Source organism: Falsibacillus pallidus (genome assembly GCF_003350505.1).
GTDB lineage: Bacteria > Bacillota > Bacilli > Bacillales > DSM-25281 > Falsibacillus > Falsibacillus pallidus.
On record NZ_QQAY01000002.1, the window covers coordinates 136,132 to 159,569 of the forward strand.

Sequence of the window (23,438 nt, forward strand, 5' to 3'; positions counted from 1 at the left end):
ATTGGCGCTGATTTTTTACTGTTGAAAATCTTTCTTCGCAAATGAAAAAAGATCATGAGTCCCAGTTGGCAGTTTACTCGAAAACTTTTTTGTGGGACGGGAAGCCTGTAATGATTCAGTCCCAGCAACTTGCTTCAATCCTACAAGCATACATTTAGCAGCTAGAATAGTAAATGTGAAAAACAACACCGGAACGAAAGTAAGCCATGGATAGGCAGTCCATATAAAATCCCACCAGTCCCCTAAAGAACCGGCCCATTCATTGGACAGTGAAACCGGTCTAGTCAATTTGAAAAGGTCTTCCTTCATTCCTACACCGCCCATGAAGATTCCCAATACGCCGAGATGAGAGAGAAGGACAAGTGTCTGGATCAGCTCCCGCAGTGCAATGATGAAAAGCTGGGGTACGAGAAAAGGACGGACGTGTTTTGATATCAAGTGGAAATTTGCCGCCCCTAAGGTCCTTGAGCAGGAAATGAATTCTTTATTCATTATCAACTTGATTTCTTTTGAAATGAGCAATGTCAACGAAGGTATGGTCAATGAGGCTAAAACCAGTATGAAAATCATGACCCTTTCCCAAAAAGAATAGGGCATAGGCTGCTGGCCAAATGCATGTGGGATCATTCCATCCAAACAGATCCATTTCAAAAGCATAAAGGCAAGTAGAGTGATGGGAAAGAAGTTTGCTGCATCAATGATGGAAGCGAGAGGCTTCTCTATTTTCCGAAAATAAAAATGCAGGATGAAACCCATTATCGTGGAAGGAAGAACCCGTAATAAAGTGATGATTATTGCTGCCCCGATTGTATATTTTGCTCCTACAAACATCACGTAAAGCACGTCCCTCCCGAATATGTCCGTTCCAAATGGAGGGAAAGTCTTCATGCTATATGGTGGTCTGATCGCTTTTTTATGGTCATCGAACAGAAGTCCGGTTGTTGGAATCTGGTCATGTTTGATGAAGAAATAGAGAAGGCTGGCAGTGAATAGTCCGAAGATGAATAGGAACCCGATAAGAAACAATTTATTTTTAAATAGACCTTTGATTAACATTTACATTTCCACCCTCTGTCCAGTTTTCCAAACTGTCACACCATTGATGAGTAAATAAAATCCAAAAATCGGCAAGTAGAGCATAATGAGGCTGAAAGCAATGATATTCGGTTCAGGATAAGTAAACAGGTACGTATTGAGCCCTTGCAAATTGAAAAGGCGCTCTAAAACGATCAAGCTAGATAAAAGGAGCAGGATGACAGATTTGGAGTGGTTAAAAATATTAGGGATGATATTCCGAATTAAATGGATAAAGAAAATGTATGTACGTGTGTAGCCTTTGCTTTTGGCAAGTGTAATATAAGGCTTGCTCAGTTCATCTTTTACAAACAAATGAATAATCGAGAACATTTGGATGGAAGGGATTATGGCCAGAATGAGAATGGGAAGAACATAGGGCTGCTCTCCGAATGAACCCGCAACCGGGAATAAAAGGATGCCTGTCGCCTCGAAGTATTTGATGACCACTAATTGAAGTACAACTAGTGTAAAGATATCTGGCAGGGATTCAAAAACGGAAGTTAATCCAATCATTCATTTCTCACCTTTTTCAGGAAGAATCATCGTGACATAGGAAAGAATCATTCCAATCAGGATGGACAATAGGAAAGAGCTGAAGAAAAGGATTTGCGAATAGTTATAAAAAGGCCAAATGGTCGGGAAAATGGAGTAGGAAGCCCCGTTCATACCTATTACAATTAACTGATCAGGCTGTATAAATGAATAAATAATGTGTTTGATATATTTGAAAAACAGTATAGCGTCCAAATGGATGCCGTTAGAGAATAAGCCAATCAATGAACTTAATAGTATGATCCCCAGTATGACATAAAGGAATTTAATCAAAAGTGGAAAAGTAGATTTAAGCAAAGGAATGCCCCTTTCAAATAGACATCAATAGTTAGAGTTTAATTGATTATGGATAATAAATCCATATTTAATAAAATTAGAATTTAGTCTTTTCTGTTCTTTGCAGAAGGTTTAAAAAGTAAAATTATGGTATAATTTAATGGAAGGATTTGTCTGAAACTCGATAATGGTTTTCCGAAGTTAGATCCACGAATTTAAGGAGGGATTTTTTGAAGAAGAAATGGTTGTTGCTACTGATGCTCGTAGGAGCTTTTGGGTTGTTCACAGCATGTTCTGATAAGCAAGATTCCACTGAAGAAGGGATTAAGTCGTATTTAGAGAATGAGTTTAACGGTCCGGACAAGGATTTGCAGAAAATATTGAAGGATTATGGAAAGACTGAAGAATCCGGGAACCAGATGCAATCGTACTATAAAGATAAATTCAAGCCTTATCTTTATGGTGAAAAGTACCAAGATTTGATTAATACGTACGATCCGCTGCTCTGGCTGCAAACAGCGTATGCTAAAGGATATAAACTGAAGGTGAAAGATATAAAGGTAGAAAACACTGACTCAAATGATAAAACTGCTTATGATTTCAATGTTGAGGTCGAATACAGCAAGGACGGGGAATCCGCTAAAACGGCCAAAGTCCAAGGATTGATCAATGTGAGTGACGATGGGAAAATTGCCAGGATACGAAACTTGGATGATGGGGGACTTCGGGATCAAATGATGTCAGGTCAGAAATAAGAAAATGCCCAGAGCTAATGATAGCCTGGGCATTTTTCATCTTATCCCATTAGGAATTCTTTCCTTTTTTCCACTCAAAGAACCCATATCCACAAACGGCGCCAAGAATGATGCCAAGTCCCATTTTCCCAATCATGGATCCGATGATTAATCCAATCAGTACGCCAATCAATATGTAATTCATTCGTTTTCTCATTTTTATGCACCTCAAATTGAAAGCTGTTACTTCTATTATAGTAAAATTCCTGGTTCATGACGAAAAAAGTTGTTAAACAATTTTGATTTCGGTAAAATTGGATATATATTCCTTAGTTTAGGTTAGATACAAAATTGGGGGCATGCAAGGTGCTGATTCGAAAAGTAACGGCAACATTTACAACCACCATACTGTTTTCCATCATTTTAGCAGGTTGGTTTGTCAAATTGGATGGGCTGACTCCTAATGATGGTAATTACCTTATCTTTTGGACAATGACTTTCGGCTCTTATATGGGAGCGATCATCCTGACTTATGGAAATCTGGTTTCCTTTTTCATTGAATGGCTGCAGGGAAAATGGCATTGGATTAATCATTTGGTATATATTCTTCTTCATGGTGTTTTTGGGTTGGCGAATGGTCTCTTGTTTGAAAGCTGGATGCTTGGGTGTGAAGGTGCAGCGGCTGCTATCATTTATGCATTAATTGACAGGTGGGTGTATTTTCGGCAAAGAAAAGAGAAAGGAATACAATGGTTCTATATTTTGCCCATTGTGGTCTATCTGCTTACTTGGGGAGTTCTGGAGTGGGCCTTTTAAAGATGGCCGGAGAGCAAAGGAATGACTTGGGCTTTCCATATTATTAAGCTAAGGTGTGATGATCGTAGTGGCAACTATAATCTATGTTTTTTGTATTTTCCTGCTTATTGCTATGAATTTAGGATGCAGACATTTATTTATGTATGGAAAGGCCAGTATTGTCCAAGGAGGATTGATTTTCATCATTGTTTCTCCATTGCTTGGATATGCCTGTTATTACTTGGTGGAGATGCTGCCTAATCATGATAACATTCGAAATTTATTGTGCAGCTTGTTTTTAGGGTTGGTCTTTTTCATTAATGGGATATTGTTTTTACTGATTGGACTTATGCAAAAATGGAAAGGGAGAACAGCCTAAACGGATCCCTGATAATAGGGACCCTTTTAGTTTAGGGGTTGTATTCACGCTGGTCTTCAATCCACCAATCAATATGATCTAAGTTGAAAACCAATAGATTCTTCATCGGTTTAAAATGAGGAAGCTGCTTCTTTTGAATCAATTCATTTATTTCATGTTCACTCAACGGATAATTTACAGAGTGAAGATAGTCTACTAAACTGCTAATTCCGCTCACTCTTCGCATGGCACGACCTCCACTCAACTATTTAATTGTTTAGTAGATGATACCCTTTTTTAAGGAAAAATATTCATTTTCGATGTGTTGTTAAAATGTGGTAGTTAATATGAATAGTTTTACAAAAAATAACAATGATGCAGAAGGGAGGAAAAGAGATGCCAAAATGGGAAGGTTCTGCGGCGGTATGCATAAATGATGAAGGCAAGCTGCTAATGGTGCTCCAAGGCACTCCGGAGGAAGAAAAGAAATGGTCAATCCCTTCAGGCGGTAGGGAAAAAGGGGAGACATTTGAGGAATGCTGCATCAGGGAAGTGTGGGAAGAAACCGGATATGAAGTCGAGGTGATAAAGCCCCTTCATGTGAAAAACGGGAATTATTCTGGATACGAAGTAAAAGTTCAATATTTTTTAGTAAGGATTGCAGGCGGTTCAGCCATCATTCAGGATCCGGATGAACTGATTCATGAAATAGGTTGGAAGTCTATGGATGAGTTAAGTGAGTTGACGCTTGCTTTCCCGGAGGATGAAGAGATGTTAAGGGGGATGCTCAGCATTCGTTAATACTTTAAGTGTTTCATTGCTGCAGCAGACTTATGGGCAAAGGAAAGTGGAGGTTCTACTGATTGAAAATGAAGATATAAAACGCTTGGATTGGTGAAAAGCCAATGGTTGTGCAGGGCACTGATGAGGATGCCATTTGATTGGAGGCTACCAATAACTCCGTGGATTTCTTCCTCAAGAATGGCGATTTCCCCAAGATTTAATGCATTACCATGAGCATCCAAGGATTCAAAGCTGAACCCTGCGTGGAGGGCACCCTTTGTTTGCTTACCTTGAATGGCTGCTGTAAAGTTTCTTGGCAGCTGAACAGAGCAGACACCATTTTCAACGGAGGGCTTCCCTTTTAAAATTTCCCCAAATTGATGACAGATTGATTGAAAATGGTTCATGGTATCCACCTCATGCATTTTTTCACAGTATATGTTTAAGAGGTGGATACAGAACATGTGAAGACGGTATCTATCAATTCTCGTAATAAATCTATCTTTTTTTCATTTCCAATGTCTTTTCCATCTGAATAGCTCCTGGACATATCCATAAACGGATACAGGGGACATGATCATTTGATAGCCGATAACAAATAATATGAAGCCTATTGTATTTTTCCGTATATTCAACAGCAGATGCCTAAAGACAAAATATTTTTGATAGATTAAGAGTATGCTGTAGCTGATTAATGTCAAAGGCAATACGAATAGGGTCATCGGTCCAACAATCCAATAGTGGCCGAAAAATGCGAGGACAAGCCCCGGGATCCAAGCGAATGTATAGACGGCATCCAAGTAAGGCATGAGCATGTTGATGCTTGTCAGGTATTTGATATAGATTAGCGGCTGCTTCCATGGCTTGATTTCACGGAGCCCCTCGATCATTCCCCGTGCCCATCGTGCCCTTTGTCTGACAAAATGTTTAAAGCTGCTCGGCACTTCAGTAAAGGAAACGGCCAATGGTTCATAATACACTTTCCAATTTCGTTCGAGCATGCGCCAAGTCAGTACGATGTCTTCGCCGATTGCATCAGGCCAGCCCCCTGCTTCTTTGACTGCCGCTGTCTTATAAAGGCTGTATGCACCTTGGGCCACAAGCGTTCCTTGGTAGAGCCCTTGAAGTCTTTTTATTGAGGAGATGCCAAGGAAATAATCCCATTCCTGAATCTTGGTCCATAGATTCTCTCGGCTGTTTTTTGCGAGGACAGATCCAGCGACCGCTGCCGCATCAGGAGGACAGGATATCATTCTTGCCACCAGGTATCGGATGGAAGAAGGATGGAGAAGGGTGTCGGCATCAACCGTGATGACATAGGGAGTTTTGACATGTTGAAGTCCGTGATTGAGAGCATGGAATTTTCCCGGGTTCTCTTCGGATAATCGATTCACTGATAACTTTAGTTCCTTCTGTGCCCTTGCTGTTTCCTGAATTGTTCCATCTGTCGAAGCATTATCGATGACATACACCTCGATTTCTCCTTCATAATCCTGCAGACTTATGTATTCAAGGGTTTGAAAAATTTTATCCTCTTCATTGTGGGCGGCAATCAGGATAGTGACTGGTTCTTCCGGTGATTCTGTTTTCATTTTCGGCTGCCGGTCCAATAATAAACTCATCAATAAAAAAGCATTCAAGTATCCTGGGATGAAAGAAATCCCTGAGATGATCATAATTGCGATCGGAAACGTCACTATAGCAGCTAAATCCTTTAGCCACGGCGTCGCCAGTAAGATTGAAATGATCATCCATAGCAGTGCAAAGAAATGGCTAGCCCAAAATTTCCTTTTTACAAGTACATAGTATTTTTTTGATTTATATGGTATCGAGTGTTGTATTGGCTTCATAATATGATATCCTCTTAAGGAAAAGAATTGTTAGTTATAGTGTGAAATTATCATAGGAAAATAGAATGAGATAGTGAGGATTAATGGCAATATTGGGAATTAATTACTTAGAGGGATTTCCCTGATTTCTCGAATTCTAAACTTGCGCCATGCTCCATACTTCTGTAAAATAGAACGTTAGAGTATCAATGTACTGAAATGAGGGTTAACAATGAATAAACCATCCATTTATGGATTAACATTAGATCAATTAACAGACTGGCTTGTAGAGAATGGCCAAAAGAAATTCAGGGCGGCACAAATTTGGGACTGGCTTTATAAGAAGCGTGTGACTGAGTTCTCTCAAATGAAGAACTTGAATAATGACTGCATTGCTTTATTGGAAGAAAACTACGCCATCCAAACGCTGCAGGAAGAAATCAAACAGGTGTCCAAAGACGGTACGATTAAATTTCTATTTAAGCTAAAGGACGGAAATTTAATTGAGACAGTATTGATGCGATTCAACTACGGTCTTTCTGTCTGTGTGACCACACAGGTCGGCTGCAACATCGGCTGTACATTTTGTGCAAGCGGACTGCTCCGCAAAAACCGTGATTTAACGAGCGGTGAAATCGTAGAGCAGATCATGAATGTCCAGCATCATTTAGATACAGACGGTAAGGATGAAAGGGTCAGCCACATTGTGGTCATGGGAATCGGGGAGCCATTCGACAACTATGACAACATGATGGACTTCCTTCATGTTGTAAACGATCAGAAGGGTCTTTCAATCGGTGCCCGCCACATTACGGTTTCAACAAGCGGCTTGGCAGAGAAAATCAAAGACTTTGCCGATGAAAATATCCAAGTCAACTTGGCTGTTTCCCTGCATGCACCAAATAATGAGCTGCGCACTCGAATCATGAAGATTAACCGTGCGTTCCCACTGGAACAATTAATGCCTGCAGTGGACTACTATTTAGAGAAAACGAATCGACGCATCACTTTTGAATACATTCTTTTGAAGGATGTAAACGATCATAAAGAAGAAGCGCTTCAGTTGGCAAAACTGTTGAAAAACAAGCGCCATTTGTCATACGTCAACTTGATTCCGTACAATCCTGTTGATGAACACAATCAATATCAGAGAAGTACGAAGGAAGCAATCGTTGAGTTTTACGGTACCCTTCTCGAACACGGAATCAACTGCGGGGTCCGCACTGAGCATGGCACTGATATTGACGCAGCCTGTGGACAGCTTCGAAGCAAACAAATTAAAAAAGATAAAGTACGTTCTTAAATAAAAAAAGAATGGCCCGAATCCTCAAGATGGATTTCAGGCCATTCTTTTTTTGTGAAGAAAATGGAGCTTCTGTTTGGATGAATATGGTAAAATAAACTAAAAGAAGTTAAAGAATGAAAAAAGGCAGCCAATTCAGCTGCCTCTTAATTCTCCATTTCCTTTAAGTGCTTGTTATTGGAGCGATATTTTTTTACGGCACAAACCAGCCAATAGCCTAAGGCGGCACCAACTAGATTAAAAACGATGTCATCCACATCAAACCTGTGGGTTCCACCCATAAATAAAATTTGGATGAGTTGAACCACCTCAATGCCAATGGCCAGAAGAAATCCCGTAAGGATCACTCTTTTCAAGCTCCTGTACTTTTGATACAAAATGGGAGCCAGGATGCCTAGTGGAAGGAATAAAAAGATGCTTCCACCAGAATTACGAATGATATATTTCAAGATGAAAATGGCGTTACGATGATTTTCTTCTTGTGTAACAAAAGCTTTCTTAATCAATGAATAGATGGGAATCACATTGATTGATTTTTTTACATCCGAAAGTGCTTTCACATCCACCCCGAACGAAACTGGGAAGAGTGTGATGGCCAACAGCAGCTGAAAACAAAAGACAAAGAGGACAGCCAAAGATTCTCTTTCAATGAAAATGGCTTCTTTTCTTTTATTTTTAAGGGCCAGTGAACCAAACTTCCATAATAAATAAAGTAAAAATCCATATACGATAAATAGTTCTCCACTAATTTGATACATATGTAAACTCCAACTTTGAAAGAATGATGTTTCTTTGTATCCGATTATGAATAGTTTAGCATAAACTTCCAATACGTGATGGATTTTTTTCTGGAAAGTAGTGATAATTTTGTCTTTTCCTTTGAATAAGTATAGCTTGATTGGTATTATTTTTCTAATCTTTATATTGACTATTTGGGCAGGGGCGTCTGGATTCGCGGATTTTAGAGAGCAAGTGGAGGTGATTTTATGAAGCTTAATCATTGGCTTTCTATTATTTTTATTGGCATTCCCAGCGCAATCATTTTTTTCTTTTCGGGTATATATACTTTGGTTTTTGCAAATCAAGTTGCAATAATGCCACAGACAGAATGTAAGCCACTATTCATTTTTACCCCACAGGATGTGAAGTACTGCAGCGATATTTACTTTATTGACACAATCATTTTGGCGCTGCAACGGCCTGTTACGTATATCACACTTATCTCTGGTGCTGTAATCATCGGGTTTGTATGGTACTACATAAGATTATATAAGGAACTTAATCAGGGGGGAGAAGTATGAAGGATGTAACGCTTGTAGAACAGCTGACGATTATCATTGCGTTTGCCCTTGGAGGGCTTTTGATTGCAATATTTCCTATTATCAAGAAGGAAAGTAAATTCTTTGCCTGGTTCAGTCTGGCTGTGGGGATCATTGTCTGGCTATGCCTTATGCAATTTACGCTAGGGAATAGCGCTATACGGGCTTCTTTTCTAGGGATCTAATAAAATTTACTGAAGCGGGATAGAGTACAAGAGTTCAGGTTTAACGAAAGGAAAAATGACAATGCCAATCATTGAGTACGAAGTTACTATTCATGCACCGATTCAAGTATGTTTTGATCTTGCTAGGGATATCGATGTTCATATGCTTACTACAGCGAAAACAAAGGAGAAGGCGATTGACGGAGTAACATCCGGTTTAGTAGAGAACGGAGACACGGTTATTTGGCAAGCTACTCACCTTGGAGTTAGACAAAAACTAACTGCTAAGATTATTAACATGGATAAGCCCTATACATTTACGGATGTCATGGTAAAAGGAGCATTCCATTCCTTTACACATGTCCATGAATTTATGGAAAGTAATCAAGGAACGATTATGAAAGATATATTTATTTACAAATCTCCATTAGGGCTTCTTGGGCAATTTGCGGATAAATTATTTTTAGAAAAATATATGAGGAATTTTATTGTTAACCGGGCGGAAGTGTTAAAAAGGATAGCTGAAAATATATCGTAGGTGCGATTCTTTAAAAAAAGAGTCGCTTTTTTAATTCTAATTTTAAAACGGAAAGGACATTGGCCATATTTGTCGAAATAGTTAATAGCAAGAAAATCCGGCTATATTGGGGGCGGTATTTATGATGAATAATCGAAATGGAATTTTTATATATGCTACTAAAATAAGAAAAGGGGTTTTATATTGAAACAAGCATTGTTAATTGTAGATGCCCAGCAAGATTTGATTGAGGGCAGTGAGAACGAAAGTTGTGTGTTGAATAAAGAAAAGCTGATCGATAATATTAATTTGGTTCTGAAAAAAGCAAACGACGAAGGTATCCCGGTTGTGTGTGTTAGGGATTTGGATGTGGCAGAGGGAAAAGGGAAGGGTTTTGAAGTGCATGAAGCCATCCGGGTTCCTACAGATGCGGTTTTCTTTGAAAAGAAAGCAACGAATTCATTTTATGGAACAGGTCTTCTTGAGTATTTGAAAGAGCAAGATGTGGGGCATTTAGTAGTGATGGGCTGTAAAACGGAGTATTGCATCGATACAGCCGTCCGCACCGCAACTGTCAGCGGTTTTGATGTCACATTAGTAGGCGATGCCCACTCAACGAGCGACTCTGTTGTCCTGAAAGCTGAACAGATTATCCAGCATCATAACAAAGTGCTTCATGGGCATTATAATGTGGATCATTTTTCAATGGTGAGAAATGCCGAGGAAGATGTCTTCAGTCCGCTGCATGACAATTATAGATAAGTAAACAAAAGCCGCTATTCACCTTTTTACAGGGGAACAGCGGCTTTCTATTACATGCCGTGCTTGACGCCTTTTTTGACAAGGAGCCAATTGGCAGGGTAGCTGGTGAGAGCGCCTAAGATCATGGCGATTTGCATCATGAACCAGTAGACGGCTGTGTTGGGTTCAGGAGGCTTCGTGAATAAAAGATAGTGGACGATGGCCATCCACCCAAACATCCCGATTTCAAAAGCTACCAAGGAAAGAGTATCAGCTTTAATGGCCTTCCAAAAGCCCTTTCCCCAGCTCATGTCATCCCCCATTTTACGGCTCATAGGAACAATCGAGAAAACTTGGAAAAAGACGCCGAAAATATAGGCGAAAATAAATTCAACCAAGTAGTGTGCAAATAGAGTTGAGCCCGCAATGGTCAATCCAGTCAAAAATACAATCGGGACACCTGCTGCATCCCCGAACGTGCAGCCACTTGAGCAATGAGATGTGGATACGAAGACGCTTTGCCAAAATGGCTTGTCGCCATGCATATTTTCGTGGTCGTGTTGATCATTGTGATCATGGTCATGATTTTCCTCATGATGATTGTGTTCTTTCTTAGATCGGCCCATTACCCAGTAAGCCCAGATGCCGAATGGTCCGAGGTACAGCCCGTTAATGGGCCAAACGATATTCATGATGCCCATTGGCTGTGGATTTTTGATAATATCAATCAAGATGATCAGTGCGGAAATAATCCCCAGCGCAAGCGCAATGTAAGATATGGTTGTTAAAAGTGTCATCTAATCCCTCCAAAAATAAGTAAGCTATTTATCCCATACCCCGGTATCTATCCTTCAAACATGGAAGGGGTTTATGTTTAGTTTGCAAGAAATGTATAGAAATAAACTAGGCGATGGAATAATAGAAGTGAAATGGTGCGTTATGGTTGACTTTGATACTATACGGGGGTATAGTAAAACATAAGAGGTGATGGGTATGGCTCATGACACGAATCATTCCGGCAAGCACACACATCGGGCGGATGAAGATAAAACGAAGCTTTTGAATCGGCTGAAGCGTATCGAAGGACAAGTGAGAGGAATTCAGAAGATGGTCGAGGATGACCGCTACTGTGTCGATATTCTCATACAACTTTCCGCGATCAATGCTGCAATGAAAAAAGTCGGGATGAACCTTTTAGAAAATCATACACGCCACTGTGTAAAAGGTGCCATTGAAGCTGGAAATGGCGATAGTTCCATTGAAGAATTAATGAAAGTCTTTGAACAATTTTCTAAATCATAGAGATCAAAATGCGAAAGGGGAACTTATCATGGAAAAAACAGTATTAAACGTACAAGGCATGTCTTGTGGACATTGTGAGAAAGCGGTCAAATCTGCTTTAGGCGAATTAGATGGCGTTCAAAACGTAGATGTTTCACTGAAAGACGGAAAAGTGGAAGTTGAATTTGATTCCTCCAAAGCAACAGTTGCAGCCATGAAAGATGCCATCGAAGATCAAGGATACGACGTTGTTTAATAATGGCTCTTTTCTCAAAGATCGAAGCACCCAGGATTGAACATCCTGGGTGCTTTTTTTCGACATAAATCAGGGGGTGTCTGTCACTTATGAAAATATTTTCCTTTTGGTAAATCTTTTTTGCCTGGTCGGCAGTCTAATGTACATAAAGCAGGGGGGCATGGGAATTGGAGCTGCATGATTTAATCAAAAGGGCAAAAAAAGGCGATGAACATGCTTTTTATGAATTGCTGCAAACTCATAAGCAACAACTTTATCGCATTGCTTATTCATACTTGAAAAGCGAAGCGGATGCAATTGAAGCTATTCAAGAGACGACATATAGAGCTTTTCGATCCATTCGCAAATTGAAAAAGCCTGATTACTTCAGTACTTGGCTCATCCGTATCTTAATCAATTACTGCAATGATGAGCTGAAAAAGAGGAGCCGTCTTGTTTTTAGCGATCAATTTGTTGAGATTGCGGGTTCGCGTCAAGATCAGCATTCCATTGAGATGGAGGAGGCTGTGGATCAATTAGAGGAACATTTGCGCCAGGTCATCACTCTGAAGTATTTTCATGATTTAAAAATTAAAGAGATTGCCCAAATAATGAATTTACCTGAAGGGACCATCAAAACATGGCTTGCCAAAGGATTAAAGATTTTGAAACAAAATCTGAGTGAAGAAGGGGGTGCTCCAGGTGCATGATTCTGAAAAAGAATTGTTGAAAGTGAAGGACAAATATCAATATCTCAAAGGTCCGGACGATAAACTCGATCAGGCGATAAGGGCAGGTATCAACCAAGCAAAGGGAAGAAGATCCTCGCTCGATCATATGCGACACTGGATGCTGTCTGGTGCGGCGGCAATTATCCTCCTTGTTTTATTTGCAGGAGCCATTCATCAATCTGACTTAGTAGCAGGCTATGTGAGAAAAGTTCCGGGTATGGAAAAAATCGTGGAATTGGTCCATCAGGATAAAGGGCTTGTTGATCTCATACACCACGATTTTGTGCAAACGATTAATAAAAGCGACTCGCATGGCGGGTTGACGTTAACTGTTAAAAATATCATTGCGGATGATCAGCAGTTGATTATGTATTACACATTTACGAACGAGAATCATGAATCATTTAAAGACCTGCAAATAAAAAGCATGAAATTGAAGGATTCTGTAGGAGAGGAGATTAAACAGTATTCATTAGAATACGGCCCAGATGTGGTGGAAGGTGACAGAAAGAAAACAGAACTTCAAGAAGCAATATATGGACTTCATTCTCCTCTGACCGATTCTTCGTACAGCCTGAATGTCGAACTGGAAGGGGATAAAAAACTTGAAAACACGGTATGGAAGGTTCCTATCAAACTGGACCGTTCCAAAATGGGAGCAAATAAAGATATTGTCCTCAATAAAGAGGTCAAAGTCCAACAGCAGTCGGTTTTGGTCAAAGACATCACGTTCTCCCCGACCAGGGTTGCTGTCCAAGTGGAATACCCGGAAGAGAACAGCAAGCAAGTCCTAAATATAGAAGACTTGCAGCTTGTGGATGAAAAAGGGGAAGTATGGTCAAAGATTACAAATGGGATTTCAGCATCTGGGGATGGAAACCATGTCACCTATTACCTCGAAAGCAACTATTTCAAGAAACCGAAGCAGCTGTATCTCGTTTTTCATAAGCTTCAAGCTTTGGATAAAGATGAGCTGGAAGTGGTGGTTAATCCTAAGGATCAAAAAATTCTGAAGGCGCCAAAGGATGGAAAGATTACAGCTGTACAATACAATCTCAGTGAAAATCAACTGGAATTCAAAATCAAGGGAGATTTCCATATAGGATCACCCTTTTCTAAGTACAAAAATGACCAGGGGGAATTTAAGTATCTTAGTGGTAATACCTATATGAACTCTTATGACAATGACATCACAGGTTATGGATTAACAATTCCACAAGTGAATCCGGTTGAGAATCTGACCCTCCTATTGGGATCCTACCCTGCTTATATCAATGGGGATGTGAAAATCAGGATTAAATGAATTTAATAATATGTAAATATAAAGAGGACCGCAGATTTTGTACTGCGGTCCTTTTTATTATTAGAAAATCATTGACTCAATTCATTAGTTGCCTTGTTTGCCCGCAATTTCTGCTTCTTGACTTTCCGGAAATGGAACAGCTCATAGAATGTCGGTATGACAATGAGCGTCAATAGGGTTGAGACGATCAATCCGAAGATAACGACGACGGCAAGACCTTTGGATACAAGGTTCAAGCTCATGGCTGATTCATGCGTCACGAGAAGCGGCAGCATCGCAAATACGGTTGCAAGGGCCGTCATGAGAATCGGACGGAGTCGAACAGTACCTGCTTCCAAGATTGACTCGCGGATACTCATTGTTTCTTCATTGTGACGGATGCGGTCCACAAGCACAATCGCGTTTGTGACAACAATTCCGATGAGCATTAGCATGCCGATGCCTGAAGAGATGTTAATGCTGGAGTGTGTGACCACCAATCCCAGCAGCGATCCTATGGCAGCAAGCGGCAGTGAAATCAAAATGGCAATGCTTGCACGGAATGATTTTAGAGTGATCAATAGAATCATAAAGACAATTCCGATGGAGAACATAGCGAGTTTACCTAGCTCTGTTAAATCATCAGATGACTGCATGGCAGAACCGGTGACTTGGGCATGTGTGTCTTTTCCCAACGTTTCCTTTTGATCCCATGAAACAATCTGCTTTTGAATTTTCCCTGCTACATCGACCATTTTATCTGGATCGACAGCAGCAGTGACTTGAAGGTAATGCTTTCCATCCTTCGAGAAGATGGTTCCTTGCTGCTGTACTTCTTCGACTTTTGCAATGTCAGAAAGTTGAACAGGTCCATTTGAAGTCATCAGCTGAAGCTCTTTTAAATCATCTGCTGATTGGATTTCTTTTAGGGCACCTAATTTAACATTAGTAGTTCGCCCGTCAATTTTGATGCTTCCAATCACTGCCGGCTGAATCATGGCATAGACGGATTGGGAGATTTCCTGTGCGTTTGCCAGTGTAGAGTCTACTGTGATGGAGATGGCAGGCTTTGTATTTTGGTCGTTGCTTTCCACACTTTCGACTCCATCAATCTTGCTGATTTTTTCTTTGACGACATCAGCAGCTTTCTTTATTTCATCTTCATTCTTACCGATGACATCCACTGAAACTGTAGTTTTATTCGGTCCGAGCAATCCTGCTGTTTCGGCTGTTAATTCTGCGTTCGTGAATTGATCTTTTGTGTTGCGGATGTCCTTTACTAACTTGGCAGAATCAGTTCCTTCTTTAGGGAACACCATAATCTGAACGACGCTGGCATCTTGAAGGTTGCCGTATTTCGCGGCTTCTTCGTTGATTCCTGCCAAGACAAGATAGTTTTTAATTCCTTTTTTATCAGCAAGAATGCCCTCCATTTTTTCGACTCCATCTTTCATTTCATCAAATGGAGTACCATTTTTATAGTGAAGGCCAATGGCCACATAAGCGGAATCCTTTTGATCGACAGACCCTTTTGGCATGCCGGCAAACAACCCGATTGAGCCGATGACAATGACAACGACAAGCAGGATCGGAAGCCATTTGTGGTTAAGAGACCATTTTAAAATGGATGGATAAAAAGTATTTTGTTTGTGTTCTTTCATTTTTACTTTTTTCATCATGCGACCGCTCATCGCAGGCACCACTGTCAGTGAAACGAGAAGGGAAGACAGGAGTGAACATGTGATAGTGATGGCGAAAGGAGCCACGATATCTCTCAATCCTCCTGATACAATCAGCATCGGAAGGAAAACTGCCACTGTTGTCAAAGTGGAAGATGTGATGGCTGCCCCGACTTCTTTAACCGCTTCAATAAGAAAAGCAGGGGTCATTTCATTGTTTTTCTTTCTGCGGTAGATATTCTCCACGACAACGATACTGTCATCCACCAGTCGGCCAACAGAAACGGCAATTCCTCCCAGTGTCAAAATATTTAACGTAACGCCGAAGAATGATAGGAGGATCATCGTTACGCAAAGAGACAGTGGGATGCTGACAATTGTGATAAGTGTCATCTTAAAGCTGCGAAGGAACAGCCAGATGATGAGTGTGGCAAATAATGCCCCAGTCAACACTTCACGTGTCATGGAATTGATGGAATCAAGGACAGTATCCCCAAGATTCATAAAAATCCTTGCTTGAAGAGTTCCCTTGTATTCTTTGTTGATTTCTTTCACGGTGTCTTCTACTTGTTGGCCGAGGGTAACGGCATTGGAAGTAGTATCTTTTTGAACGACAACGTCGATGAAATTCTTTCCGTTAAGATGTGTGATGCTGCTCGTATCTTTTTGCATGGTAATATCAGCAACATCCTGGAGTTTCGTACTGTTGTTCAACTGAATATTTTTCAATTCATCCAGCGATTCTAATTTTCCAGTTACGATAATGCTTGTAGCTTCGTTGTTGATGCTTTGCTCTCCAACCGCAACCGAAGCATTTTTACCTTGAAGGAGGGTGTAGAGTTTTTCAAGAGGGAACTTAGCTGCCGCTAGTTTCGCAGGATCGACTTTGATCAGCACCTGCTGATTTTTGCCTCCGTTCGTGATGACGTTCCCGACACCTTTGAGATCCTGGAACTTCGGCATAATCTCGTTTTCTACTAAATTCAACTCATTGTTGCCGACTTCTTTGTCAAATGTAAGGCCAAGTTCTACAATCGGAATCTCAGAAGTGTTCAAATTGACGATATATGGCTTCATGACTCCGTTAGGGAGATTCACCATGGAAATTCTTTCTTGGATTTGCTGTTTGGCTTCCTTTACATCAATGTCAGATTCAAAAGTAACGGACAATTGTGTAAAGTTATTGCCTGTTTGTGCTGCGACATCTCTTTTTCCTACGACGCCGTTTAGTGCTTTTTCAATCGGCTGAGTCACTTGTTCATCCATACTGACAGCATCGAGGCCATTTCCTACAACAGAAATGGTGACGTAAGGCTGATCAGCAGATGGCATCAGTTCCATCGGGATGGTTGTATAGCTGAAAATCCCGAAAATCATTGAGGCAACGACGGCAAAAGCTAGTGCAGCTTTATTGCGCAGTGCCCATTTTGTAAACCAAGTCATAAAGGACCTCCCAAAAAACAATGTGTTAAAACAGGTAAATTATACCTCCTATACCATATATTGAAAAGAGGAAATTTCTAATTATTTTTTACTCCTTTTTTGATTGGAAAAATTAAAAAATAGGCAAAACATTCAAATAAATCTTGTGCTGTATCGATTGATTTGAAATAATTGGAAGTGAGAATGAGAGGGTGCAAGTATAGGAGGAAATATGACAACTAAAAGAATCGTGTTTACAGGTGGAGGATCTGCAGGACATGTGACTCCCAATATGGCTATCATCAATGAATTAGGTCATGAATGGGACATATCTTACATCGGGTCAAAAGAAGGCATCGAAAAAGAATTGATAGAGAAAATGGCCATTCCCTACAACGGTATACATAGCGGTAAGCTCCGGCGATATTTTGATTTAGAGAATGTCTCGGATTTGTTTAAAGTCCTTAAAGGCTGTTTTGAAGCAAGACAGATTCTAAAAAAGTTAAAGCCGGCTGTTGTCTTTTCGAAAGGGGGATTTGTAACGGTCCCTGTGGTTATTGCGGCGAAATCCCTTGGCATCCCTGTCTATATCCATGAAAGTGACATCACACCAGGATTGGCGAATAAAATTGCTCAACGATTTTCAACAAGGATCTTCACTTCTTTTAAAGAAGCAAAACAATATTTTCCCGATAAAAAAACAAAAGTAGCCGGTTCGCCCATTCGGAAGGCACTATTATTCGGATCTGCGACAAAAGGTAGAGAGGTACTCGGATTAAAAGAGCCGCTCCCCATCATTACCATTATGGGTGGAAGCTTAGGCGCTAAGAAAATTAATGAAGCCGTTCGTGAATCCCTGCCCCAAATAACTGCACAGTACCAAGTGGTTCATTTGTGCGGGAAGAATCAATTGGACCCTCTATTGTCCAATCATCCAAGGTATCGGCAATATGAATATGTCCATGACGAACTGGCAGATATTTTAGCAGCAACAGATCTAGTCGTTACAAGAGGAGGCTCAAATGCCATCTTTGAATTTTTGGCCTTGAAAATTCCTATGATCATCATTCCGCTCGGCCGGGATCAAAGCAGGGGTGATCAAATCTTAAATGCGAAATCCTTTCAAGATAAAGGATATTCCATCACCCTTGAAGAAAATGACCTTACTAATGAAAATTTGGTGAAAACGATTGAGAAGGTGTTTAAGGATAAAGAGAAATTCCAGTCTAAGATGAGGGAATCAAGTAATCAAGATGCGCTGCAGGTAATTATTCAGGAATTGAACAAAATGCAATGAAGGATTGAAATGAACATTGGGGAAGTCAATTAGGTTGGGTTTGCGGGGGTAAGTTCCCCGCAAATAGTTTAGAGCGTGTCCGGCTTTGCCGTTTGCTCCATGAAGGTTGGCCGGTTGCATTCAGAGCAGATATAGATAATTCCCCGTGTGATGGGACCTGCCCGATTCGGCTCTACGCATTTATATTTTCTACGTGGAGTGGATGCTTTTCCACAATGGGAGCACTGGTAGCTCACCTTTCGATGGACGACAGATGCATGCTGCCATGTGCCTTCTAATGGTGCGTTCATAGACATACCCCCCTTTATAATGTGGTGTGTTTCAATACTACTAAATACCCGAGTCTTTTTCCTTAATTATTACTAGAAGAATAATCGGATTTGATGTCAGAAAGGGTGACTATACATTGAAAAACAATAAACCTATCGTTTTATTGAATGCAAATGTAATAGACGTGAAAAAAGGGAACATATTTAAGGGAACGGTTTACATAGAAAAAGGAATCATTTCAGAAATTAATAATAGATGTCTTTCAATAGAAGATTTCGACAATGAAATTACGTTGATAGAAGCAGAGAATAAATGGGTTATGCCTGGACTGATAGATATGCATGTGCATATTAAAGATGGATTTGCCCCTTTATTCACAGCAGCAGGTATTACGACAGTGCGAAATACTGGTGGGAATGTGATGGAGCTGGATAAGCTGCGATCGGCACCTGGGGATGCACCTACGCCAAGTGTTTTTTCAGCAGACCGAGTGATCGATGGACCTCCAGGATTATGGGGAGAAACGAGTCCTTGGAACATAAATATTGAGGAAGATGATGCTGCCCGTACAGAAGTCAAACGTCAAGTAAATGCCGGCGCAGATTTTATTAAAGTATATGGCTGGCTCCCTAACAACATCATGAAAGTTGTTGTAGAAGAGGCTAAAAGGTATGGGAAAGAGGTAAGCTGCGATCTGATCCATTCTAAAGAAGTCAACGCCATTGAAGCGGGAGCACTTGGCATCCGATGGAATGAACATGCCTCCGGGATCATTCAGGCGATGTATCCGGAGTGGAGCATGAGTGCAAAACAAGATATCTGGAATGAAATCATCTGGCAAAAACCTGATTATGAAAAAATAAAAGCAGTATGTTCGGAGCTGATTCAATATGGAGTAGTAATTTGTCCTACTATGACTCTATTTGATCAGATGGCCCATCTTCATGACTATTGGAAGCCAGAAAACGATGTGATAGAGAAAATATATGAAAATACTAGTCTTATCAATCAATGGAAAGGGTTGGCGCAATATGAGGCTGCTCTGACTCAAATGGGAATCCAAGCGAAAATCAACAAGGAAATTGCCAAGGCTTATTTTGACATGGGAGGAACTGTGGTTGCAGGGACAGATACGCCTGCAGGTGTCTGGACTTTCCCTGGGATGGCGCTTCACAAGGAACTGGAACTATTCGTAGAAGCGGGGTTCAGTGAATTGGACGCTATCAGGGCAGCAACTTGTGTTGCCGCAGAAGCGATGAACCAATCAGACATTGGCCATATTGAAGTGGGAAGAGCCGCGGATCTTGTCATCCTGAATAGCAATCCGTTAGACAACATCCAGAATACGAAGGATATTGATTTTATAATTAAGGGTGGAAAAGTCTACACGCAAAAAGAAATATTTGAAAGCATCCCTACTGAGGCAGATAATCAGCAAAACCTTGAAGAATTTATTGAAAGGTTTAATGGAACGGTGTCTGTTGTTTAGAAGGAGAAAAAATTAAAATGAAAAAATCAATGAATATCATCTCATTTATCCTTTCAATTCTTTGTGTTTGTTTATTCATTCTAATTTCTTTTTCTGGACATCCGATCGAAGTACGTTTATTTCACATTCATCCTATAACAGGACTTTTGATATTAACAGTGCTGACATTTGTTTGTGGAATGGTTGGATTGGCTGGAATAAAGAACTTTGCGAGCTTGTTTAGAAGTGTTGTGACACTCTTTATCACGCTTGGAATATCCGTATTTTTATTGCTTGTATTATTGATTGGAAGTTTAGCCGGAGTTAGTGTCTAGATAAAATCGGAGGGAGTACCTGATGGGATTTATTGATTTACTGGCAGGCGTTACTGTGTTCTACTTGTTCCGTTATTATTGGGATTCTGACTATAAGCAAAAGAGAAAATGGATTGTGTTTGATATTGTCATTGCAACTATCTTGGTATTTATTGTAGATTTGATCATAAAAAAAATATAGGATGGGAAGGCGATTTTTATGAAAATTAAAGGATTTGGCGGCGTATTTTTGAGGACTGGAAATTTGGAAGAAATTAAAAAATGGTATAGTGACGTGCTGAAGATTAATTTGGAAGAATGGAATGGAACGATTATTAAACCTGAGCCAGGCACTGAGACAATTTTTTCGTTATTTGCTGATGATGACAACTATTTCCCAGCAGAGCAGCCAGTGATGCTAAATTTTCAAGTGGAGAATTTGGATGACTGTATCGGTCATTTAGAAAAATTAGGTGTTCCTTATGTAAAGGATAAAACTGTGAGTGAATATGGGAAGTTTGCTTGGATTGAAGATCCCCTAGGGAGGCGCATTGAGCTTTGGGAGAAGTAAAAAAGAATTAATTTAAGGGTGGTTATTATGAAAGTAGAATTAAGTAAATTTAGAGTAAAAAAAGGAAAGACGGACAAAGTGGATGAATGGATGAAACTTCTTAATGATCATATGGATAAAGTCCTTCTTACGCTGAAAGATGAAAAAATGCACGTGGAAACGATCTTTCGGGAAAAAAATGAATCTGGAGAATATCTTTATTGGTTTTCGATTCAAGGTGAAGGAGGATCTGATGTAGAGGAATCCAATCATGAAATTGATAAAAAGCATTTAGAATTTTGGAGGGAATGCATTGATGAAAACTATGCAGAGGTATCAATAACACCTAAAGTGATCATGATTCCTGAAAACTTAAAAAATATGATGAATTAATAAGCTTATATATTGAGATAATCCCATTACTGCAACACTAGAGGAGAAATAGCTATAATGCAAGCTTTGATTTTTGATATGGACGGGACGTTGTTTCAAACAGATAAAATCTTAGAAATTTCTTTGGATGATGCATTTGATCGACTTAGGTCACTGAACTTATGGGAAGGTGCAACACCGATTGATAAATATAGAGGAATCATGGGAGTTCCGCTTCAGAAAGTTTGAGAGGCCCTGCTTCCAGATTACTCAGCTGAGATAAGAGAGCAAACGGATGCTTATTTTTTGGAAAGATTAGTAGATAACATTAGAGCTGGAAAGGGCGGCCTCTATCCGGGTGTTGAGGATGTGTTTGGCTTCCTGAAAGAAAACGGGTATGCAATTTACATAGCTAGCAATGGACTGATCGAATATTTGAAAGCCATTGTGGAGTACTATCAAATGGACCGATGGGTGACCGAAACGTTCAGCATTCAGCAAATTGGAACATTGAATAAGGGCGATCTCGTGCAATCCATTCTTCAAAAGTACGGGATTACTAATGGGGCGGTTGTAGGAGACCGTTTATCAGACATTAGTGCAGCCAAAGACAACGGATTGATTTCTGTGGGATGTCACTTTGATTTTGCAAGGGAAGAAGAACTAGCTGAAGCTGATTATGTGATTAAGAACTTTGAGGAATTGAAAGAATTTTTGCCGACTATAGGGGATCGAATTGGATTGGCGAAATAGGGGGAGAGAGGCGTGATGATGGCCCAATTACCTAAAGTATATTTAAGGGAACTTTCATTAGATGACACAGATGATCGCTATCAATGGTGTTTAGACAGGGAAGTAACAAAACATCTAAATATGCCAGATAGGTATCCGCCTTTCAGTAGAGAAGAAACTCATACCTGGATTGAAATGTGCATCAATAAGACGAATGGGTATGAACAAAAAGCGATTTTGGCCGAAGACGGTAAACACATTGGCTGGATAGACTTAAAAAATATCGATCGGTTAAACAAACATGCAGAACTTGGAATCGCCATCGGGGATAAGAACTATTGGGGTAGAGGATACGGGCTATCGGCTATGCATGAAATGCTTCATTGGGGTTTTAAATATTTGGATCTTAACAAGATATGGCTGAGAGTAGAGGTTGATAATGACAAGGCGATTAAGTCATATAAGAAAATGGGATACGTGGATGAAGGGGTTCTTAGACAAGATCGATTTAGAAACGGAGAGTATGTTGATCGTTTGCGAATGAGCATCCTTAAAGAAGAGTTTTTTCGTTGAGTAATATATCTGAAACTTCATATTTTGGGGAGGTTATTACTTGAATAACAAGATAAAGACAATTTTCTTTGATGCAGGTGGTGTACTTTTTGATACTCCAATTAAAGGGGATGAGAGAATAATAAATTTGTTAACCGAAAGGGGTTACCACTCAGCAAAAATTGATTTGGCAATTTCAAAGGCTAAACATATTAAACCTCCCTTTATTACCTCATGGTATGAAGAAGAAAAATACTATAAGCATTTTTATGGAATCATTGCGGAAGAACTTGGAGAAGTAAAACTAACAAATGAATTACTTCATTTTGCACATTATGCAGGCCATTGCGAGCTTTTTTCAGAAGTAAAAGAAGTGCTTGAGAGTTTAATAACAAAATATGAACTGGCTGTCATTTCGAACGCTATGCCTAGTATGGATTGGATTTTCGACAGGTTAGGTATTCGCAAATATTTTAAGACTATTATTTTATCAGCCAATGTGAATGAGGAAAAACCAAGTAAAGGTATTTATTATACTTCTCTAAATCAAATGGAAGCAACGCCAGAAGAAAGTATCTTTATAGACGATAAGATTGAAAATGTTGAAGGTGCTGAAATAATAGGTATGAGGGGTATTCATTTGGATAGAAGAAGAAAGAATTTAAAAGAATTGCTTTCCGATGAAAGGATTTTATATGATTCACTGATGCCCTCTCAGAAATGATACAGCTCACCAATTTTTCTTATAAAATCTCATCTATAAGCTTATCTATTTGAATAATAACTAGTTACCAAAAGCTGAGGT

General features: G+C 39.9%; 32 protein-coding genes and 1 pseudogene. 22 read left to right on the plus strand and 11 right to left on the minus strand.

Features of this window, described 5'->3' with window-relative positions:
* Positions 1 to 15 precede the first annotated feature (15 nt).
* Genes DFR59_RS04235 through DFR59_RS04245 form a run of 3 tightly spaced genes read right to left on the minus strand, consistent with a single transcriptional unit; the run spans position 16 to position 1,926 of the window.
* On the minus strand, positions 16 to 1,056 hold the full coding sequence (locus DFR59_RS04235) for an ABC transporter permease subunit (RefSeq protein ID WP_114744381.1): 1,041 nt from the start codon (positions 1,054 to 1,056) through the stop codon (positions 16 to 18).
* Complete coding sequence (locus DFR59_RS04240; protein WP_114744382.1) at positions 1,057 to 1,590, minus strand: ABC transporter permease subunit; 534 nt, start codon at positions 1,588 to 1,590, stop codon at positions 1,057 to 1,059. It lies immediately after the preceding gene.
* Positions 1,591 to 1,926, minus strand: coding sequence for a hypothetical protein (locus tag DFR59_RS04245; protein WP_114744383.1), 336 nt, complete (start codon positions 1,924 to 1,926; stop codon positions 1,591 to 1,593).
* Between the two features lie 209 nt (positions 1,927 to 2,135).
* Between DFR59_RS04245 and DFR59_RS04250 the strand changes: the two genes are divergently transcribed.
* On the plus strand, positions 2,136 to 2,660 hold the full coding sequence (locus DFR59_RS04250; RefSeq protein ID WP_114744384.1) for a hypothetical protein: 525 nt from the start codon (positions 2,136 to 2,138) through the stop codon (positions 2,658 to 2,660).
* 49 nt (positions 2,661 to 2,709) lie between these two features.
* On the opposite strand, the gene DFR59_RS20000 is transcribed toward DFR59_RS04250, so the two are convergent.
* Positions 2,710 to 2,856 carry a hypothetical protein gene (locus tag DFR59_RS20000; protein ID WP_158538311.1) on the minus strand — a complete coding sequence of 49 codons (147 nt, stop codon included), beginning with the start codon at positions 2,854 to 2,856 and terminating at the stop codon, positions 2,710 to 2,712.
* 149 nt (positions 2,857 to 3,005) lie between these two features.
* On the opposite strand from DFR59_RS20000, the gene DFR59_RS04255 reads away from it, so the two are divergent.
* Positions 3,006 to 3,455 carry a hypothetical protein gene (locus DFR59_RS04255; RefSeq protein WP_114744385.1) on the plus strand — a complete coding sequence of 150 codons (450 nt, stop codon included), beginning with the start codon at positions 3,006 to 3,008 and terminating at the stop codon, positions 3,453 to 3,455.
* Between the two features lie 67 nt (positions 3,456 to 3,522).
* On the plus strand, positions 3,523 to 3,813 hold the full coding sequence (locus DFR59_RS04260) for a hypothetical protein (RefSeq protein WP_147278254.1): 291 nt from the start codon (positions 3,523 to 3,525) through the stop codon (positions 3,811 to 3,813).
* 31 nt (positions 3,814 to 3,844) lie between these two features.
* On the opposite strand, the gene DFR59_RS04265 is transcribed toward DFR59_RS04260, so the two are convergent.
* Entirely contained in the window at positions 3,845 to 4,039 is a 195-nt protein-coding gene (locus tag DFR59_RS04265) for a hypothetical protein (RefSeq protein ID WP_114744387.1), read from the minus strand.
* Between the two features lie 149 nt (positions 4,040 to 4,188).
* Between DFR59_RS04265 and DFR59_RS04270 the strand changes: the two genes are divergently transcribed.
* Entirely contained in the window at positions 4,189 to 4,593 is a 405-nt protein-coding gene (locus tag DFR59_RS04270; protein ID WP_114744388.1) for an NUDIX hydrolase, read from the plus strand.
* On the opposite strand, the gene DFR59_RS04275 is transcribed toward DFR59_RS04270, so the two are convergent.
* Both DFR59_RS04275 and DFR59_RS04280 read right to left on the minus strand, forming a co-directional pair.
* Entirely contained in the window at positions 4,590 to 4,982 is a 393-nt protein-coding gene (locus DFR59_RS04275) for a DUF1259 domain-containing protein (protein WP_114744389.1), read from the minus strand. The genes DFR59_RS04270 and DFR59_RS04275 overlap by 4 nt on opposite strands.
* Positions 4,983 to 5,084: 102 nt before the next feature.
* Positions 5,085 to 6,425 (minus strand): glycosyltransferase family 2 protein, encoded by a 1,341-nt coding sequence (locus tag DFR59_RS04280; RefSeq protein ID WP_114744390.1) that lies wholly within the window; start codon positions 6,423 to 6,425, stop codon positions 5,085 to 5,087.
* Positions 6,426 to 6,636: 211 nt separating this feature from the next.
* Between DFR59_RS04280 and rlmN the strand changes: the two genes are divergently transcribed.
* A complete protein-coding gene (gene rlmN / locus DFR59_RS04285; RefSeq protein ID WP_114744391.1) occupies positions 6,637 to 7,707 on the plus strand; it encodes a dual-specificity RNA methyltransferase RlmN in 1,071 nt (356 codons plus the stop codon).
* Positions 7,708 to 7,853: 146 nt separating this feature from the next.
* Here rlmN and DFR59_RS04290 read toward each other — a convergent pair whose 3' ends face one another.
* A complete protein-coding gene (locus DFR59_RS04290) occupies positions 7,854 to 8,465 on the minus strand; it encodes a VanZ family protein (protein ID WP_158538312.1) in 612 nt (203 codons plus the stop codon).
* A gap of 228 nt (positions 8,466 to 8,693) precedes the next feature.
* Here DFR59_RS04290 and DFR59_RS04295 point away from each other — a divergent pair, with 228 nt between their 5' ends.
* The 4 genes from DFR59_RS04295 (at position 8,694) to DFR59_RS04310 (ending at position 10,469) form a co-directional block, all read left to right on the plus strand.
* Positions 8,694 to 9,008 (plus strand): hypothetical protein, encoded by a 315-nt coding sequence (locus DFR59_RS04295; protein ID WP_114744393.1) that lies wholly within the window; start codon positions 8,694 to 8,696, stop codon positions 9,006 to 9,008.
* Positions 9,005 to 9,211, plus strand: coding sequence for a hypothetical protein (locus tag DFR59_RS04300; protein ID WP_114744394.1), 207 nt, complete (start codon positions 9,005 to 9,007; stop codon positions 9,209 to 9,211). Before DFR59_RS04295 ends, DFR59_RS04300 begins: the two co-directional genes overlap by 4 nt.
* Before the next feature lie 61 nt (positions 9,212 to 9,272).
* Positions 9,273 to 9,728: an SRPBCC family protein gene (locus tag DFR59_RS04305; protein ID WP_114744395.1), complete on the plus strand. Its 456-nt coding sequence runs from the start codon at positions 9,273 to 9,275 to the stop codon at positions 9,726 to 9,728.
* Positions 9,729 to 9,911: 183 nt separating this feature from the next.
* Entirely contained in the window at positions 9,912 to 10,469 is a 558-nt protein-coding gene (locus DFR59_RS04310; protein ID WP_114744396.1) for a cysteine hydrolase family protein, read from the plus strand.
* Positions 10,470 to 10,519: 50 nt separating this feature from the next.
* On the opposite strand, the gene DFR59_RS04315 is transcribed toward DFR59_RS04310, so the two are convergent.
* Entirely contained in the window at positions 10,520 to 11,245 is a 726-nt protein-coding gene (locus DFR59_RS04315; protein ID WP_114744397.1) for a DUF4396 domain-containing protein, read from the minus strand.
* A 196-nt stretch (positions 11,246 to 11,441) separates the two neighbouring features.
* Here DFR59_RS04315 and DFR59_RS04320 point away from each other — a divergent pair, with 196 nt between their 5' ends.
* The 4 genes from DFR59_RS04320 (at position 11,442) to DFR59_RS04335 (ending at position 13,998) form a co-directional block, all read left to right on the plus strand.
* The gene (locus DFR59_RS04320) at positions 11,442 to 11,750 is read left to right on the plus strand and encodes a metal-sensing transcriptional repressor (RefSeq protein WP_114744398.1); all 309 of its coding nucleotides are present in this window, start codon (positions 11,442 to 11,444) and stop codon (positions 11,748 to 11,750) included.
* A gap of 28 nt (positions 11,751 to 11,778) precedes the next feature.
* A complete protein-coding gene (copZ, locus tag DFR59_RS04325; protein WP_114744399.1) occupies positions 11,779 to 11,985 on the plus strand; it encodes a copper chaperone CopZ in 207 nt (68 codons plus the stop codon).
* Between the two features lie 167 nt (positions 11,986 to 12,152).
* Positions 12,153 to 12,674 carry a sigma-70 family RNA polymerase sigma factor gene (locus tag DFR59_RS04330; protein WP_114744400.1) on the plus strand — a complete coding sequence of 174 codons (522 nt, stop codon included), beginning with the start codon at positions 12,153 to 12,155 and terminating at the stop codon, positions 12,672 to 12,674.
* On the plus strand, positions 12,667 to 13,998 hold the full coding sequence (locus tag DFR59_RS04335) for a DUF4179 domain-containing protein (RefSeq protein ID WP_114744401.1): 1,332 nt from the start codon (positions 12,667 to 12,669) through the stop codon (positions 13,996 to 13,998). Before DFR59_RS04330 ends, DFR59_RS04335 begins: the two co-directional genes overlap by 8 nt.
* A gap of 68 nt (positions 13,999 to 14,066) precedes the next feature.
* Here the strand turns inward: DFR59_RS04335 and DFR59_RS04340 are convergent, their stop codons facing one another.
* Positions 14,067 to 17,099 (minus strand): efflux RND transporter permease subunit, encoded by a 3,033-nt coding sequence (locus DFR59_RS04340; RefSeq protein WP_114744402.1) that lies wholly within the window; start codon positions 17,097 to 17,099, stop codon positions 14,067 to 14,069.
* Between the two features lie 211 nt (positions 17,100 to 17,310).
* Between DFR59_RS04340 and DFR59_RS04345 the strand changes: the two genes are divergently transcribed.
* A complete protein-coding gene (locus DFR59_RS04345; RefSeq protein ID WP_114744403.1) occupies positions 17,311 to 18,375 on the plus strand; it encodes an undecaprenyldiphospho-muramoylpentapeptide beta-N-acetylglucosaminyltransferase in 1,065 nt (354 codons plus the stop codon).
* A gap of 68 nt (positions 18,376 to 18,443) precedes the next feature.
* On the opposite strand, the gene DFR59_RS04350 is transcribed toward DFR59_RS04345, so the two are convergent.
* Positions 18,444 to 18,665, minus strand: a complete 222-nt coding sequence (locus tag DFR59_RS04350) for a hypothetical protein (RefSeq protein ID WP_114744404.1) — start codon at positions 18,663 to 18,665, stop codon at positions 18,444 to 18,446.
* Positions 18,666 to 18,781: 116 nt separating this feature from the next.
* Here DFR59_RS04350 and DFR59_RS04355 point away from each other — a divergent pair, with 116 nt between their 5' ends.
* The 8 genes and pseudogenes from DFR59_RS04355 to DFR59_RS04385 all read left to right on the plus strand — a co-directional run bounded on the left by DFR59_RS04355 (position 18,782) and on the right by DFR59_RS04385 (position 23,357).
* Positions 18,782 to 20,134, plus strand: coding sequence for an amidohydrolase family protein (locus tag DFR59_RS04355; RefSeq protein WP_114744405.1), 1,353 nt, complete (start codon positions 18,782 to 18,784; stop codon positions 20,132 to 20,134).
* 17 nt (positions 20,135 to 20,151) lie between these two features.
* Positions 20,152 to 20,448: a hypothetical protein gene (locus tag DFR59_RS04360; protein WP_114744406.1), complete on the plus strand. Its 297-nt coding sequence runs from the start codon at positions 20,152 to 20,154 to the stop codon at positions 20,446 to 20,448.
* Positions 20,449 to 20,470: 22 nt separating this feature from the next.
* Positions 20,471 to 20,629: a hypothetical protein gene (locus DFR59_RS20005; protein WP_158538313.1), complete on the plus strand. Its 159-nt coding sequence runs from the start codon at positions 20,471 to 20,473 to the stop codon at positions 20,627 to 20,629.
* An 18-nt stretch (positions 20,630 to 20,647) separates the two neighbouring features.
* Entirely contained in the window at positions 20,648 to 20,998 is a 351-nt protein-coding gene (locus tag DFR59_RS04365) for a VOC family protein (protein WP_114744407.1), read from the plus strand.
* 27 nt (positions 20,999 to 21,025) lie between these two features.
* Positions 21,026 to 21,370, plus strand: coding sequence for a DUF6176 family protein (locus DFR59_RS04370; protein WP_114744408.1), 345 nt, complete (start codon positions 21,026 to 21,028; stop codon positions 21,368 to 21,370).
* A 54-nt stretch (positions 21,371 to 21,424) separates the two neighbouring features.
* A pseudogene (locus tag DFR59_RS04375) lies at positions 21,425 to 22,102 on the plus strand (HAD family hydrolase).
* A gap of 18 nt (positions 22,103 to 22,120) precedes the next feature.
* Complete coding sequence (locus DFR59_RS04380) at positions 22,121 to 22,654, plus strand: GNAT family N-acetyltransferase (protein ID WP_114744798.1); 534 nt, start codon at positions 22,121 to 22,123, stop codon at positions 22,652 to 22,654.
* Between the two features lie 40 nt (positions 22,655 to 22,694).
* Positions 22,695 to 23,357 (plus strand): HAD family hydrolase, encoded by a 663-nt coding sequence (locus tag DFR59_RS04385; RefSeq protein ID WP_114744409.1) that lies wholly within the window; start codon positions 22,695 to 22,697, stop codon positions 23,355 to 23,357.
* Positions 23,358 to 23,438: the final 81 nt, after the last annotated feature.

Excerpts from the sequence above, each read along its gene's own strand:
- DFR59_RS04235 (WP_114744381.1), bottom strand. The coding sequence starts at position 1,056 with ATGTTAATCAAAGGTCTATTTAAAAATAAATTGTTTCTTATCGGGTTC.
- DFR59_RS04240 (WP_114744382.1), bottom strand. The coding sequence starts at position 1,590 with ATGATTGGATTAACTTCCGTTTTTGAATCCCTGCCAGATATCTTTACA.
- DFR59_RS20000 (WP_158538311.1), bottom strand. The coding sequence starts at position 2,856 with ATGAGAAAACGAATGAATTACATATTGATTGGCGTACTGATTGGATTA.
- DFR59_RS04265 (WP_114744387.1), bottom strand. The coding sequence starts at position 4,039 with ATGCGAAGAGTGAGCGGAATTAGCAGTTTAGTAGACTATCTTCACTCT.
- DFR59_RS04270 (WP_114744388.1), top strand. The coding sequence starts at position 4,189 with ATGCCAAAATGGGAAGGTTCTGCGGCGGTATGCATAAATGATGAAGGC.
- DFR59_RS04275 (WP_114744389.1), bottom strand. The coding sequence starts at position 4,982 with ATGAACCATTTTCAATCAATCTGTCATCAATTTGGGGAAATTTTAAAA.
- DFR59_RS04280 (WP_114744390.1), bottom strand. The coding sequence starts at position 6,425 with ATGAAGCCAATACAACACTCGATACCATATAAATCAAAAAAATACTAT.
- rlmN (WP_114744391.1), top strand. The coding sequence starts at position 6,637 with ATGAATAAACCATCCATTTATGGATTAACATTAGATCAATTAACAGAC.
- DFR59_RS04290 (WP_158538312.1), bottom strand. The coding sequence starts at position 8,465 with ATGTATCAAATTAGTGGAGAACTATTTATCGTATATGGATTTTTACTT.
- DFR59_RS04295 (WP_114744393.1), top strand. The coding sequence starts at position 8,694 with ATGAAGCTTAATCATTGGCTTTCTATTATTTTTATTGGCATTCCCAGC.
- DFR59_RS04300 (WP_114744394.1), top strand. The coding sequence starts at position 9,005 with ATGAAGGATGTAACGCTTGTAGAACAGCTGACGATTATCATTGCGTTT.
- DFR59_RS04305 (WP_114744395.1), top strand. The coding sequence starts at position 9,273 with ATGCCAATCATTGAGTACGAAGTTACTATTCATGCACCGATTCAAGTA.
- DFR59_RS04315 (WP_114744397.1), bottom strand. The coding sequence starts at position 11,245 with ATGACACTTTTAACAACCATATCTTACATTGCGCTTGCGCTGGGGATT.
- DFR59_RS04320 (WP_114744398.1), top strand. The coding sequence starts at position 11,442 with ATGGCTCATGACACGAATCATTCCGGCAAGCACACACATCGGGCGGAT.
- copZ (WP_114744399.1), top strand. The coding sequence starts at position 11,779 with ATGGAAAAAACAGTATTAAACGTACAAGGCATGTCTTGTGGACATTGT.
- DFR59_RS04340 (WP_114744402.1), bottom strand. The coding sequence starts at position 17,099 with ATGACTTGGTTTACAAAATGGGCACTGCGCAATAAAGCTGCACTAGCT.
- DFR59_RS04345 (WP_114744403.1), top strand. The coding sequence starts at position 17,311 with ATGACAACTAAAAGAATCGTGTTTACAGGTGGAGGATCTGCAGGACAT.
- DFR59_RS04350 (WP_114744404.1), bottom strand. The coding sequence starts at position 18,665 with ATGAACGCACCATTAGAAGGCACATGGCAGCATGCATCTGTCGTCCAT.
- DFR59_RS04360 (WP_114744406.1), top strand. The coding sequence starts at position 20,152 with ATGAAAAAATCAATGAATATCATCTCATTTATCCTTTCAATTCTTTGT.
- DFR59_RS20005 (WP_158538313.1), top strand. The coding sequence starts at position 20,471 with ATGGGATTTATTGATTTACTGGCAGGCGTTACTGTGTTCTACTTGTTC.
- DFR59_RS04365 (WP_114744407.1), top strand. The coding sequence starts at position 20,648 with ATGAAAATTAAAGGATTTGGCGGCGTATTTTTGAGGACTGGAAATTTG.
- DFR59_RS04370 (WP_114744408.1), top strand. The coding sequence starts at position 21,026 with ATGAAAGTAGAATTAAGTAAATTTAGAGTAAAAAAAGGAAAGACGGAC.
- DFR59_RS04380 (WP_114744798.1), top strand. The coding sequence starts at position 22,121 with ATGGCCCAATTACCTAAAGTATATTTAAGGGAACTTTCATTAGATGAC.